Raw genomic sequence first — 14,107 nt, 5'->3', positions numbered from 1 at the left:
GAACCGAGAGAAATTTTACTGCCTGTCGATGTTTCCTTATCCGTCGGGCAAGTTGCACATGGGCCACGTGCGCAACTACACGATCGGCGACGTGATTAGTCGTTACCAGCGAATGCAGGGCAAAAATGTGCTGCAACCCATGGGTTGGGATGCCTTTGGCCTGCCGGCTGAAAACGCCGCCATCAAGCACCACACGGCACCGGCTGTGTGGACCTACGAAAACATCGACTACATGAAAGCCCAGTTGAAACAACTGGGCTTCGGCTACGACTGGTCCCGGGAACTGGCTACCTGCAAACCGGACTACTACCGCTGGGAACAGTGGTTCTTTACCCGCCTGTACCAGAAAGGGCTGGTGTACAAGAAGACCGCCGCGGTCAACTGGTGCCCCAATGACCAGACCGTGCTCGCCAACGAGCAGGTCATCGACGGCTGCTGCTGGCGCTGTGACACCGCCGTGGAGCGCAAGGAAATTCCCCAGTGGTTCATCAAGATCACCGCCTACGCCGAAGAACTGCTCGACGACCTGGACAAACTGGACGGCTGGCCGGAACAGGTGCGCACCATGCAGCGCAACTGGATCGGCAAGAGCCGCGGTGTACAGTTTCGCTTCGATCTCACCGCAGCGGTGGCTGGCATCGACAGCTTTGAGGTGTACACCACCCGCCCCGACACCCTGATGGGGGTCACCTACGCCAGCATCGCCGCCGAGCACCCCATCGCCCTGGCGCTGGCGAAAAACAACCCGCAACTGGCCGCCTTTATCCGGGACTGCAAGACCCAGTCCGTGGCCGAGGCCGACATGGCCACCATGGAGAAGAAGGGCATGGCTACCGGCCTCACCGCCATCCACCCCATCAGCGGCGAAGCGGTGCCGGTGTGGGTCGCCAACTATGTACTGATGGACTACGGCAGCGGCGCCATTATGGCGGTACCCGCCCACGACGAGCGCGACTTCGAATTTGCCAACAAACACCAGCTGCCCATCAAACCGGTGTTCGAAAACATCTCCACAGAAGTCGGCGAAAATGAGGAAAACTTCCACAAGGGTCTCAGCAATGACAGCGACCCCGAGGAAATCCGTAAGCTGTACGAGTTTGACACCTCCCGCTGGCAAGATTGGTACGCATCAAAAGATGACAACCTGGCCATGGTCAACTCCGGCGAGTTCGACGGCCTCACCCCCGCCCAGGGCTTCGACGCCATCGCCGCCAAATTGACCGCACTGGGCTGCGGCGAAATCAAAATCAACTACCGCCTGCGGGACTGGGGCGTATCGCGCCAGCGCTACTGGGGCGCGCCCATCCCCATGTTCAACCTGCCGGGCGGCGGCGAAATCCCGGTGCCCGCCGAGCGGCTGCCGGTGCTGCTGCCGGAAGACGTGGAGATGGACGGCGTGCAGTCGCCCATCAAGGCCGATCCCCAGTGGCGGGTTGCCGAACTGGACGGCGCGGCGGTGGAGCACGAAACCGATACCTTCGACACCTTTATGGAGTCGAGCTGGTACTACGCCCGCTACACCTGCCCCGACTACCGGGACGGCATGCTGGACAGTGCCGCCGCCAACTACTGGTTGCCGGTGGACCAGTATGTGGGCGGCATCGAGCACGCCATCCTGCACCTGCTGTACGCGCGCTTTTTCCACAAGCTGATGCGCGATGAGGGCCTGCTCAACTCCGACGAACCCTTCACCCGCCTGCTGTGCCAGGGCATGGTGCTGAAAGACGGCGCCAAGATGTCCAAGTCCAAGGGCAATACCGTCGACCCGCAACAGCTGATCGATCGCTACGGTGCCGACACCGTGCGACTGTTCACCATGTTTGCGGCGCCGCCGGAACAGTCCCTGGAGTGGAGCGAGAGCGGCGTTGAAGGTGCCCATCGCTTCCTACGCAAGCTGTGGAAGATGGTTCACGCCCACCTGCAGGGGGGCGCGGCACCGGCTGTGGACGCCGAGGCGCTCGACCAGGCTCAGCGAGACCTGCGCCGCAAAACCCACGAAACCATCGCCAAGGTCGGTGACGATTACGGCCGCCGCCAGACATTCAACACCGCCATTGCCGCGGTCATGGAACTGCTCAATGAGCTGGGCCGCCATGCCGATCGCACAACGGCTAACGGCCTGGCAGTGGAGCGTGAAGCCCTAAGCGCCGCGGTCTTGCTGCTGGCGCCCATTGTGCCGCACATCTGCCACCGGTTGTGGCAGGCACTGGGGCACGAAGACAACCTGCTCGACGCCTGCTGGCCCGCCGCCGACCCGGCAGCACTGGTAAAAAGCACCATCCAGATGGTGGTGCAGGTAAACGGCAAATTGCGCGCACACATTGATATCGCCGTGGCAGCGGACCGGGATACCATCGAGCAGGCCGCGCTGAGCCACGAAAACGTTCTTCGCTTTACGGAGGGCCAAACCATCCGTAAAGTAATCGTCGTCCCCAACAAGCTGGTCAATATTGTTGCCAACTGAACGCCGCAACCAAGCGCCGCGCAACCCACAAGTTAAGGAATACCGATGAAAAAATTGAGCTGCCTGGTCATCACAGTTCTTCTGGCCACCGCCACTCTCGCCGGCTGTGGCTGGCATCTGCGCGGCTCCGGGCAGGTCGACAATATTTCCAGCGTGCATATCAGCGCCGAGCAGCGTTACAGCGATTTCTACACGGCCCTCAGCCGCGCCCTGAAGGCCAACCAGATCACCGTTGCCCGCAATGCCACCGAAGCCGAGTACAGCATTGTCATTCTCAGCCACAGAAGCGACCGCCGGACCGCCTCTGTCAGCGTCAGCGCCCGGGTATCGGAGTACCAGCTGACAGAGGAGGTGACGGTCATGATTCTCGCCGCTGACGGCAAACCGCTGCTGTCGCGCACCACCCTCACCTCCGAGCGGGTTTTTGATTTTGACGAGAACGATGTGCAGTCCAAAGAGGACGAAGCCAACCTGCTGAGGCGCGAGATGCGGGAAGACCTGATCCGGCAAGTCCTGTCCCGGCTCGACAGCGTCGCCAACCGCCCGGCAACACCGGTGGCTCCGGCGGAGCAGAATGCGGCTGCGAACTGAACAACTCGCCGCACACCTCGCCCAGGGGCCGCTGTTACCTGTCTACCTAATCAGTGGCGATGAGCCACTGCTGGCCCAGGAGGCCGCCGATGCAATTCGCGGCGCCGCCCGCGGCCAGGGCTTCAGCGAACGTGAATTGCTGCACGCAGAAACCGGTTTCGACTGGGATACCGTGCTGACGGAGGCCAATAGCCTGTCCCTGTTTGCCGCCAGGAAAATCATTGAACTGCGCATCCCCAACGGCAAGCCGGGGGACAAGGGTTCCAAGGTGTTGCAGCAATACACCGCCAATCCCAGCCCCGACAACCTGCTCCTGGTGATCACCCCCAAACTGGAGAGCGCCGCCACCCGCAGCAAGTGGGTGAAAAGTATCGAGACCACCGGGGCATTTATCCAGGTCTGGCCGGTGCCACCGGAACAACTGGCCAGCTGGATCGGCAAGCGCCTGCAACAGGCCAACATCCAGGCGAGCCGCCAGGCCGTGGACGTCCTGGCAGATCGGGTGGAGGGCAACCTGCTCGCCGCGGTACAGGAAATTGAAAAACTGAAGTTGCTGTTGCCGGATGCGGAGGTTGATGCGGCCACCATGTCCACCGTGGTCGCCGACAGTGCTCGCTTCAATGTCTTCTCCCTGGTGGACAAGGCGCTGGAGGGCGACGCACAAACTGCCAGCCGCACCCTGAGGGGCTTGCGCGACGAAGGCACCGAGGCCACGGTTATCCTGTGGGCGCTGGCGCGGGAGCTGCGCACCCTGATCAAGGCAAAAGAGGCCTTGGCCGCGGGCGATCACCTGGACTGGGTATTAAAAAACCTGGCGGTCTGGGAAAAGCGCAAGGGCTTGGTGAAAACAGCGCTGAAACGCCTGTCATTGAATCAACTGCAGCAGATGTTGCGCCTGGCCGGAGGCATTGACCGGGCGATCAAGGGCATGCGCACCGCCAATCCCTGGGATGACCTGGGCACCCTGACACTGATGTTTTGTGGCAGGGCCGTCCTGCAGTCCGCCAATTTGCGCCTGGCCCTGAAGGACTAGCCGCAACAGCCGCCGGCACGGCGGGTGCGCCGCGACCACCATGCGGCCACCAGCAGGCCGACCAGGTCCGCCAGCGCATCCAGCAGCTCCATGGAGCGATAGCCGGTCAACCCCTGCAACAGTTCAATCACCACGCCATAGGCCAGCAACCCCCCGAACAACCACCGGTGCCCGGTCGCGGGAACAGCGCGCGAACCGAGCAGATACAGCGCCATAAAGGTCACCCCGTGTAGCAACTTGTCCTGCCCCGGCAGCATCTGTCCGCCGGCGGATGGCAGCAACATCAAGACCGTTACCCCACACAGACTGCCCGCAAAACACCACCGCCAAAGACGTTCAGCCATACTTTTTCTCCGCTGTTTTCCCACTGTCTTGACACGACAGCTTACCGGTTAAAACCCTAGTGACCCAGCTCCCCGCCCCCACAGGGGCGCGCTCAGGTAGCCGTTTGTTTATACTCTCAGCAGACATCCATCACACTCCCGGCAGGCACACCATGACCGACCAACAGGATAACCACCAGGACGATCGCGAAGCCGTCAGTGCCCTGGAGGGGCTGGGCGCCTTTCTGGAGGGCTGGAAGGAACTGTCCTCCTCGGCCCTGAAATATGCCGCGGAAAAAACCCGCGACCAGGCCGCCAAGGCCATCAAGCAGACCCCGGAACAGCTGGAGCGGATGGGCAAGGCGGGGCACTCGCTGCGAGATCTGCGCGAAGTGGCCGGGCTCACCATCAGCGAGCTGGCCCAAGCCATTGACCTGAAAGACACCGACCTGCTGAAAGCGGTTGAAGAGGGCAAGGCGGCGCTGCCCTTTGAAATTATCCTGCGGCTGGCCTCCTTTTATTCCCGCAATGACCCGCTGCCTTTTATCCTGAAATATGTGCGCACCTACAGCCCGCGCCTTTCCGATCTGCTGGAGAAGATCGGCATTGATCGGCTGGCAATCACCGCGGAAAGAGAAGTGCAATTATTGAAGATTTACCGCAACCGGGACGCCGCCCGCAAACTGTCTGACGAAGGGTTTCAAAAGGTGCTGGCCTTTACCGACCAGGCATTTGAAATGGCGCTGCACTTTGTTGCCGCGCAGGAGCGGGGGGAAGCGCAGACCGATGAAAGGACTGCGCGTGTCGACGAAGAAGCCAAGAATTAACCGGCCTTAAGTACCGGCTTTTTTTCGAGCACAATCTCCCTGCCGGAAACCAGTGCATTGAGCGCCTCAAGGCGCTCCAGGGTGCCGACGTCCCACCAGATATCGCGATACACCTCGCCGCTGACATAGCCATCGCGAATGCCGCTGGCGAGCACATCGCGGATCGGGAAACGTTCGCTGGCGGAGCTAAACAGGGCGAATATTTCGGGCCTCATCACGCTGATACCGCTGAAGGTATAGGTCGCATCGCCCTCGGCGGGATAGCGCACACAGAGCTGCGGGTCCAGGGTGAAGTCGCCTTGCGGGTGGTGGGCTGGGTTGGGCACCAGCACCAGATGGGCATCCATCTCTTCCGTCCAGTTCCTTTCCACCAGGGTAGCCAGCGGGTAATTGCTCCAGACATCGCCATTGATCACCAGGAAGGGATCGCCCCCCAGCATCGGCAGCGCCCGGCGAATGCCGCCGCCGGTTTCCAGGGGATCGCTCTCCCGAGACCACTGGATGCGGACGCCAAAGCGGGAACCATCGCCGAGGAAGGACTCAATCTGGTCGCCCAGCCAGGAGGTATTGATCACCAGTTCCCGTACACCGGCCTCAACCAGGCGCTCCACGTGGTATTGGATCAGCGGTTTATTGGCAATTTTCAACAGCGGCTTGGGGGTTTCATTGGTGAGGGGGCGGAGGCGTTCGCCAAATCCGGCGGCCAAAATCATAGCTTTCATAGTGGTTCCCTTAGCGAGTCACCGGCCTGTTGCCAGGGCTGATACCAGGGCTGTTCGACCACGGCGGGCAACACCCGCCGCTCAAACCAGCGCTTGAGATTGTCCAGCTCCGGATAGGAGTCCAGTTGTTCCAGGGTGTAGCGGATAACCAGTGGCAGGTCGTGGAGGTAGCCCGCCTTGCCATCGCGCAGGTACAGGCGGGCGAAAATACCCAGAACCTTGATATGCCGCTGTAACCCCATCAGGTCGAACCAGCGAAGAAACTGCTTATCGGACACCGGGGTAGCGATGTCGGCAGCCACAGCACGCCGGAAGTAGTTCAGCGCCCGCCGGGAAACAACGTCGGCGGGCCATCGAATATAACAGTCCCGCAACAGGGACACCAAGTCATATGTCAGCGGACCTGTGACCGCATCCTGAAAATCGATCACGCCAATGTCGCCATTTTCCAGCAGCATCAGATTGCGGGAGTGGAAATCCCGGTGTACCAACACCGTCGGCTGCGACAGCGCACTGTCCAGCAACAGTTCAAAGCCCTGCTCCAGCAGCTGGCGCTCGCCCTCGCCCAACTCGACACCCAGCAGCCGCGAGACGAACCACTCGGGGAACAACTGCATTTCCTCCAGCAGTCGCCTACTGTCGTAGGGAGGAATCGCGTGTGCACCCACCCCGGCCCGCTGAATGGCCAACAGCGCTGACTCCGCCTTCAGGTAGAGGGCATCAACCGTTTGAGCATTCAACAGCGGCAGCAATAACTGGTCTCCAAAATCTTCCAGCAACAGGTAACCATGCTGATAATCCACCGCAAAAATGGCCGGGGTGTGAACCCCCTGCCCCCGCAACAGCAGGGCGATGTCCACAAAGGCCCGGTTGTTTTCATGAGTCGGAGGCGCGGAAACCGCCAGCAGGGTCGGCTGGCAATTCACCCGAAAATAACAGCGGAAACCGGCATCGCCATTGAGGGGCGTCAGAGACAAAGATGCACTCGTCTTGTATCGATCAGGCAGAAATCTTTCCACCCATTCAGAGAGGCTCGGGTCGGCAGGCATATTTCAGGGAGCTGGTAGAAAAAAGGTTGGCCATTCTACCCCAAACCCTCGCATGATGTCGCAGAATGGGTAAAATGTACCGTCGCATTAAAGCCACAGCTCGCCAGAGAGATCACGGACCATAAGAATGCCAATAAAACCGAGTCATATTCGCACCAGGCTCTATCAAGCGGTGCGCTCGCAATCTGTACAAACTTCCACCCTGCTTCTCTCTGGATTTTTGATTGCCACCCCCGCCGTTGCGCAAAACGCCGACAGCCATGTCCAATGGGAATGTCGTGCGGACGCCTCCGGCGCATGGGCATGCGGTGAAACGGTAATGCCCGGCAGGGTCTTCCCGCGCCCGGCACGCCCGGAACCGGTGGAAACGCCCCCGGCAGATGGCGGCCCGCAGGTACAGCTGGCCCGCAACCTTGACTGGGTTGACGAGGAATCCCTCAGCGAAGCCGAGCAGGAAAAAATCTCCTCCGGTTGTTGTGGCGCCTACATCGAGCCCCCCCGCGACTACCCGGAAGGGGGTATGGACCCCGCGGATGCCCCCATGCGGGTGGCCTCTGAAACCACCGAAGTCGAGCAGGAAAATATTGCCCACCTGCGCGGCAAGGTCCAGTTGACGCAGGGTTATCGACAGGTGCGCAGCCAAAATGCCACTGTCAACCAGAGTGCCCGCACCGTCGATCTGGATGGCGATGTGCAGTTCCGCGAACCCGGCCTGTTGCTCACCGGCGATCACGCCCAGATCAATATGGACACCAAGGACGTCACGGTCGACAACGCCACCTACCTGCTGCACGAATCGAATGTGCGCGGCACCGCCGACCGCATGAACCGCATTGGCGATGTGTTCTACATTGACAATGCCACCTATACCACCTGTGAACCCGGCAGCAACGCCTGGCACCTGGTCAGCTCGAACGTCGACATCAACCCGGAAACCGGCATCGCCCACGCCCGACACGTGCGCCTGGAAGTCAAGGATATCCCGGTGCTCTACGCCCCCTGGTTGCGCTTCCCCATCGACGAGCGCCGCGCCTCCGGACTGCTGTTTCCCTCATTTAGTTTTGGCGAGGATAACGGCTTCGATTTCGCACAACCCATCTACCTGAATCTGGCCCCCAATTACGATGCCACCATTACCCCCCGCTATCTCCAGGAGCGGGGCGCCATGGCAGAAGCCGAGTTCCGCCATATCTCAAAACGAACTGACACCATCGTCAGCGGCGCTTTCCTGCCCAGCGATGACGGCGGCAACGGCAGTGCTGAAGATCCCACTACCCTTGCCGGCAAAAAGGACCATGAGGGGGATGACCGCTGGTTGCTCAATATGGAGCATCTGGGTGGCATCGGCAAACGCTGGGAGACCCGCGTCGACTACACCAAGGTCAGCGATAGCGACTACTTCCGGGATCTGGGCAACGCCACCATCGAGGTGAACAGCCAGACCTACCTGAAACAGCTCGCCTCCGCCGCCTATCAGGCCGACAACTGGTACCTGAGTGTCAGAAGCCAGCAGTACCAGACCATCAACGACGATCCCAACAGTATTGACCAGTACAAAATGCTGCCGCGAGTGGATGCCAACGGCAATTACCGGTTGGGCGACTTTGTCTTTGCGCTGAAAAACCAGTACACCTTGTTTGACCATACCGATGACGATGGCCTGCTCCCCGCCAGTCTCCAGGGCAGCACCTTCTTTGAAGACGATCAGGGCACCTTTGTCACCGGCCACCGCCTGCACCTGGACTATGGGGTCAGCTGGGACAAACAGTGGGGCTGGGGTTATTTCCGGCCGACCCTCAAGGTCAGAAACCTGACCTACAACCTGGATGACCCGCTGCTCAATCAGTCCAATGACAACCCCTCCGTGACGGTGCCCACCGGTATTATTGATGCGGGAATTTATCTGGAGCGCGATACCACCTGGCTGCCCGGCTATACCCAGACCCTTGAGCCGCGCCTGTACATGGTACACACCAAGTACGAGGACCAGAGCGACCTGCCCGACTTCGACACATCCCCGATGACCTTCAGTTACAACCAGCTGTTCCGGGATGACCGTTTCATTGGCGGAGACCGCATTGGCGACACCAAACAGATCTCCGTCGGCCTCACCAGCCGCCTGCTCGAGCAAGCCACCGGCACAGAGTGGCTGAGAGCCAGCATCGGCCAGATTTTCTACCTGGAAGACCGCTACGTGTCCCTCGACCCCACCCTCAGCAAGTCATTCCTGAAATCAACCGACCCGGACAGCCTGTCACCGACACTCCGCGATATCGCCCATGACCTGTTGCGCGATGAATCCGACTTTGCGGCGGAATTCGCCCTGCGCTTGAGCGAAAACCTCAAGCTGCAGTCCGACATTCTCTACGATGAACGCGATGGCCGGTTTGATCGAGGCACCACCAGCCTGCGCTACAATGACCGGCAAAACCACGTTTTCAATCTCGGCTACCGCTTCAATCGCAATATCCCGCAGCTGATTGGCGGCCAGCTGGTCGACACCGACATTGAACAGGCGGAGATTTCGACTATTTTCCCGATCACTCGTGCCCTGAGCCTGATTGGTCGGCACAGCTATGACCTGACCAACAGTCGCGATCTGGAAACCTTTGCGGGCTTCCAGTATGACAGTTGTTGCTGGCGCTTTAGCCTGGTGGCGCGCCGCTGGCTCGACCGGAACGACTATGTCCTGGTTCCCGAAGAGGATCTAAACGAAGACAGTGGCGTGTTTTTCCAGATCCAGTTTAAGGGTCTTGCCGGCACCGGCTCCGGCGTTGATTCCATCCTCGAGGATGGCATTTACGGCTACCTGCCGCCCACCTATTAAATTCGCACAGGCTTAATCATGAACTTCCGCAGTTATGTTCTATCGACGCTCAGCATCGCCGCCGCGCTGCTCGCGGTTGCCGCACCCGCGTCCTCTGAAGAGGTCCCGCTGGACCACATCGTCGCCATCGTCAACGAAGATGTGGTGATGTCCAGCGAGCTGGAAGAGCGCATCAAGGAGATCTACTTTCGCCTGAAAGAGAGCGGCACGGAAATCCCCCCCCAGAATGTCCTGGTGCCACAGGTACTGGAACGACTCATCCTCGAACAACTGCAGCTCAGCCGCGGACAACGCGCCGGGATCCGCATCAGCGACGAAGAGCTCAACCAGTCGATCGAACGGCTGGCCAAAAGCCGCGGCCTGAGCATGGAGGACATGTTAGAAGAGGCCCGACAAAACGGTATCGACCTCGGCAGGCTGCGGGAGCAGCTGCGCAACGAGATGATCATCAAGCGGGTTCAGGACGGCTTCGTCAACCAACGCATCAATATCTCCGAGCAGGAGATCGACAACTTCCTGAAATCCGAAGAGGGGCAGCAGTGGTCTTCGCCGGATGTCAATCTCGGTCATATTATCCTGACCCTGCCCGCCGGGGCGCCCAGGGATCAAGTGGCCGCAGTGGAGCAGAAAGTGCGCGAACTCTACGAACAGCTGCAAGCGGGCGCCGACTTCCGCAGCCTTGCCATCGCCAACTCCTCCGGACAAAACGCCTTGAAGGGCGGCGATCTGGGCTGGCGCAAGACCACACAACTACCCAGTATTTTTATTACCGCGGTTGATAAACTCTCGCCCGGCGAAGTCAGCGTGCCCATTCGCAGCGATGCCGGTTACCACCTGTTAAAGCTTTACGAGCGTCGCGGTGGCGGCGAGAAAATTGTCGTTCAACACCATGCCCGGCATATCCTGATCAAGCCCAATGAAATCCGCACCGAGGAAGAAACCAAAGCGATGCTCGAAGGCATCCGCGCCGACATCCTCAACGGCGCCGACTTTACAGAACTCGCCCGGGAAAACTCCGAGGACATCGCCTCCTCGATGGCGGGCGGCGATGTCGGTTGGTCCCTGCCCGGACAGTTTGTCCCCGAATTTGAAACGGTCATGCACAAACTCGAACTGAATGAAGTCAGTGAACCGTTCCGCAGCCAGTTCGGCTGGCACATCCTGCAAGTCACCGAGCGTCGTCAACAGGATTTCAGTGAAGATATTCGCCACCAGCAAGCAGAAAATATCCTCCGGCACCGGAAGTACGAGGAAGAGCTGCAACTCTGGCTGCAAGAAATCCGCGATGAGGCTTTTGTAGAAATCAAGTTGTGATCAGGCTGGCGATTACTCCGGGAGAGCCCGCGGGCATCGGCCCGGATTTGATCGTGCAGCTGGTGCAACAGCCCCAACCCTGTGAGCTGGTGGCCTATGCAGACCCGGAGCTCCTGCTCGCCCGGGCGCAACAACTGGGATTGCCCCTGCGGCTCCGCCCCCTCGGTGATGAACCGCCCCGCCCGCTGTCTGCGGGCGAACTGGCTGTGCGCCCGGTCAAACTCCGTCAACCCGCCCAAGCGGGCACCCTCAATTCCGCCAATGCCCCCTATGTACTGGAAACCCTCACGGCGGCGACCACTGACTGCCAGCGCGGCCTGTGTAATGCCCTGGTTACCGGCCCCGTCCACAAAGGCATTATCAATGACGCGGGGGTGCCGTTCAGCGGTCATACAGAGTTTCTTGCCGACCTGACGGGCACCCCGAGAGTGGTGATGATGCTTGCCACAGAGGGGCTGCGGGTAGCGCTGGCGACCACCCACCTGCCGCTGGCGCAAGTGCCCGCCAGTATCACCCAACTACTGCTCCATGAAGTAATCGGCATCCTGCATCGGGATTTGCAGCACAAATTTGGCATCGCCGCACCCCGTATCCTGGTGTGCGGTCTCAACCCCCACGCCGGGGAAGGCGGCCACCTGGGCAGAGAGGAAATAGAGGTCATTACCCCGGTGCTGGAGCAACTGCGCAGCTCGGGCATGCTGCTCGAAGGCCCGCTGCCGGCCGACACCCTGTTCACCCCCAAACACCTGGCACAATGTGATGCCGTGCTCGCCATGTACCACGATCAGGGATTACCGGTATTGAAATACAAGGGCTTTGGCGCCGCGGTGAATATCACCCTGGGATTGCCGATCATCCGCACTTCGGTGGATCACGGCACCGCACTGGATTTGGCCGGCACCGGTGGTGCGGAGACCGGCAGCCTGGTGACGGCCATCGAGTATGCTAGAGCCATGGCAGAGGCCACACAATGAACCGCAACAGATCCCCCGGGGGGCACCAGGCGCGCAAACGCTTTGGCCAGAACTTTCTGGTCGACGCCTCGACCATTGCCAAAATTGTTGCCGCCGTGGCGCCAAAGCCCAGCGACAATATCGTCGAAATCGGACCCGGACAGGGCGCCATCACCGAGCCCATGTTGTCCCGCTGTCCCAGCTTGAACGTCGTGGAACTGGATCGCGACCTGATTCCGCTACTGCAGGCAAAATTCCAGCAATACCCGGCATTACAGATTCACCAGGGCGATGCCCTGTCTACCGACTTCAGCCGCTTTTACCAAACCGGCCGACCGCTGCGCATCATCGGCAATTTGCCCTACAACATCTCCACCCCTTTGCTGTTCCATCTGCTCGGCTACAGCGGAATGATCAAGGACATGCATTTTATGTTGCAGAAAGAGGTGGTGGATCGACTCGCCGCCAGCCCCGGCGAGAAGCACTACGGTCGACTCAGTGTGATGGTGCAATACCACAGCCAAGTACAGCCGCTCTTTCGTGTTCCACCCGGCGCTTTCCGGCCGGCACCCAAGGTGGAGTCCGCTATCGTACGACTGGTGCCCTATCCGCAGCCGCCCTGTCCGGCAACAAACCTCGCCCGGTTATCGAAACTGGTCAATGCCTGTTTCCAGCAGCGGCGCAAGACTATCCGCAATACCCTCAAACACCTGGTGACGGAAGCGCAACTGGCGGAGCTGGAAGTCGACTTATCCCTGCGCCCTGAAACCCTGAGCGTTGCCGATTTTGTCCGCCTGAGCAATCAAATGGAGGCGTTCTCTTGAACCGTATCGCCGTCCGGGTCACGACCGAATACCTGCCGAGGCAATCCGTCCCGTCACAGGGAAAATATGCCTTTGCCTACCACATCCGTATCGAGAATCGGGGCGAAGAGGCTGTTCGGCTGCTCAGTCGCCACTGGATCATTACCGATGGCAATGCGCGAGTGAAGGAAGTTCGCGGCCCGGGCGTGGTGGGAGAAACACCGCGTATCGAACCGGGGGATGACTATCGGTACAGCAGCAGTGTGTTGCTGGACACGGAAGTCGGCACCATGGAGGGCAGTTACCAGATGATCAGCGACCAGGGCGAATCCTTTGATGCCATTATTACCCCCTTTCTGCTGGCCGCGCCCGGAGCCGTACATTGACCACCTACGTGGTCGGCGATATCCAGGGGTGCCTGCTACCGCTGCAACAGCTACTGGATAAAGTGGCATTCGACCCCGCTGAAGATCAACTCTGGTCAGTGGGTGACATTGTCAATCGCGGTCCGCAATCCCTTGAGGTGATGCGCTTCTGCCTGCGACTGGGCAACGCCTTCCGCATGGTGCTGGGCAATCACGATTTACACCTGCTGGCGGTGGCCAGGGGCATCCGCCCCCCTCACCGCGCCGATACCCTCGACGATATTCTCGCCGCCCCTGATCGCGAAGAGCTACTCCACTGGCTGCAAACACAACCACTGCTGCTCGACACCGGGGGCCATCTGCTGGTCCATGCGGGCATCCCACCCCAGTGGTCCAGGGAACAGGCCGTCGCCCTGGCTGAGGAAATGCGGCTGGTGTTGTCTGATACGGCCATGGCCGATGACTTTTTTCAGGTGATGTACGGCAATGCGCCGGACTGCTGGAGCGACAGCCTGGCGCCGCCACTGCGCTGGCGCCTGATCACCAATTATTTTACGCGCATGCGTTTTTGCTCCGCCGCAGGTCGGCTTGAACTCGCCAGCAAAGCGCCCCCCGACCAGCCCCCCGCGGGCTACGCCCCCTGGTACAGCCACCCCGACAGACTGACCAGAACCAGCAATATCATTTTCGGGCACTGGGCCGCGCTGCAGGGCAAGCCCTGTGGGCCGCGTCTTTTCCCTCTCGACACCGGCTGCGTGTGGGGCGGGCCGTTGCGGCTGCTGAACCTGGACAGCGGCGACTATCATCACCAGCTGCCCGACTGACCTCGCCGGTTT

The 14,107-nt window shown here is 60.3% G+C and carries 13 protein-coding genes; 10 read left to right on the top strand and 3 right to left on the bottom strand.

The annotated features are described in order from the left end of the window. The 3 genes from leuS to holA all read left to right on the top strand — a co-directional run. Window positions 1–2,464: leucine--tRNA ligase (gene leuS / locus ABY948_RS02735; protein WP_461480976.1), on the top strand; the 2,464-nt coding region annotated here is incomplete at its 5' end. Between the two features lie 45 nt (window positions 2,465–2,509). Further along, window positions 2,510–3,055, top strand: a complete 546-nt coding sequence (locus ABY948_RS02730) for an LPS-assembly lipoprotein LptE (RefSeq protein ID WP_461480975.1) — start codon at window positions 2,510–2,512, stop codon at window positions 3,053–3,055. Continuing rightward, window positions 3,039–4,088 (top strand): DNA polymerase III subunit delta, encoded by a 1,050-nt coding sequence (gene holA / locus ABY948_RS02725; protein WP_461480974.1) that lies wholly within the window; start codon window positions 3,039–3,041, stop codon window positions 4,086–4,088. The genes ABY948_RS02730 and holA overlap by 17 nt, the downstream gene beginning before the upstream one ends. On the opposite strand, the gene ABY948_RS02720 is transcribed toward holA, so the two are convergent. Next, a complete protein-coding gene (locus ABY948_RS02720; RefSeq protein WP_461480973.1) occupies window positions 4,085–4,372 on the bottom strand; it encodes a VanZ family protein in 288 nt (95 codons plus the stop codon). The two genes, holA and ABY948_RS02720, sit on opposite strands and share 4 nt — an antisense overlap. Before the next feature lie 212 nt (window positions 4,373–4,584). Here ABY948_RS02720 and ABY948_RS02715 point away from each other — a divergent pair, with 212 nt between their 5' ends. After that, window positions 4,585–5,238: a helix-turn-helix domain-containing protein gene (locus ABY948_RS02715; protein WP_461480972.1), complete on the top strand. Its 654-nt coding sequence runs from the start codon at window positions 4,585–4,587 to the stop codon at window positions 5,236–5,238. Here ABY948_RS02715 and murU read toward each other — a convergent pair. Beyond that, window positions 5,235–5,960 carry an N-acetylmuramate alpha-1-phosphate uridylyltransferase MurU gene (gene murU, locus ABY948_RS02710; protein WP_461480971.1) on the bottom strand — a complete coding sequence of 242 codons (726 nt, stop codon included), beginning with the start codon at window positions 5,958–5,960 and terminating at the stop codon, window positions 5,235–5,237. The two genes, ABY948_RS02715 and murU, sit on opposite strands and share 4 nt — an antisense overlap. After that, entirely contained in the window at window positions 5,957–6,937 is a 981-nt protein-coding gene (locus ABY948_RS02705) for an aminoglycoside phosphotransferase family protein (protein ID WP_461480970.1), read from the bottom strand. The genes murU and ABY948_RS02705 overlap by 4 nt, the downstream gene beginning before the upstream one ends. Before the next feature lie 199 nt (window positions 6,938–7,136). Between ABY948_RS02705 and ABY948_RS02700 the strand changes: the two genes are divergently transcribed. Genes ABY948_RS02700 through ABY948_RS02675 form a run of 6 tightly spaced genes read left to right on the top strand, consistent with a single transcriptional unit; the run spans window position 7,137 to window position 14,095 of the window. Then, window positions 7,137–9,836, top strand: coding sequence for an LPS-assembly protein LptD (locus ABY948_RS02700; RefSeq protein ID WP_461480969.1), 2,700 nt, complete (start codon window positions 7,137–7,139; stop codon window positions 9,834–9,836). An 18-nt stretch (window positions 9,837–9,854) separates the two neighbouring features. After that, window positions 9,855–11,150, top strand: a complete 1,296-nt coding sequence (locus tag ABY948_RS02695) for a peptidylprolyl isomerase (RefSeq protein WP_461480968.1) — start codon at window positions 9,855–9,857, stop codon at window positions 11,148–11,150. Beyond that, window positions 11,150–12,124, top strand: a complete 975-nt coding sequence (gene pdxA, locus ABY948_RS02690) for a 4-hydroxythreonine-4-phosphate dehydrogenase PdxA (protein ID WP_461480978.1) — start codon at window positions 11,150–11,152, stop codon at window positions 12,122–12,124. The genes ABY948_RS02695 and pdxA overlap by 1 nt, the downstream gene beginning before the upstream one ends. Next, the gene (rsmA, locus tag ABY948_RS02685; RefSeq protein WP_461480967.1) at window positions 12,121–12,927 is read left to right on the top strand and encodes a 16S rRNA (adenine(1518)-N(6)/adenine(1519)-N(6))-dimethyltransferase RsmA; all 807 of its coding nucleotides are present in this window, start codon (window positions 12,121–12,123) and stop codon (window positions 12,925–12,927) included. Before pdxA ends, rsmA begins: the two co-directional genes overlap by 4 nt. Continuing rightward, the gene (gene apaG / locus ABY948_RS02680) at window positions 12,924–13,292 is read left to right on the top strand and encodes a Co2+/Mg2+ efflux protein ApaG (RefSeq protein WP_461480966.1); all 369 of its coding nucleotides are present in this window, start codon (window positions 12,924–12,926) and stop codon (window positions 13,290–13,292) included. The genes rsmA and apaG overlap by 4 nt, the downstream gene beginning before the upstream one ends. Beyond that, window positions 13,289–14,095, top strand: a complete 807-nt coding sequence (locus ABY948_RS02675) for a symmetrical bis(5'-nucleosyl)-tetraphosphatase (RefSeq protein ID WP_461480965.1) — start codon at window positions 13,289–13,291, stop codon at window positions 14,093–14,095. Before apaG ends, ABY948_RS02675 begins: the two co-directional genes overlap by 4 nt. The last annotated feature ends 12 nt before the right edge of the window (window positions 14,096–14,107 follow it).

Origin of the sequence: Porticoccus sp., assembly GCF_041592135.1 — a bacterium.
In the GTDB taxonomy this organism is placed as follows: Bacteria; Pseudomonadota; Gammaproteobacteria; order Pseudomonadales; family Porticoccaceae; genus Porticoccus.
The sequence above is the reverse complement of the archived record's forward strand: the minus strand, read 5'-3'. Positions and strand labels throughout refer to the sequence as shown.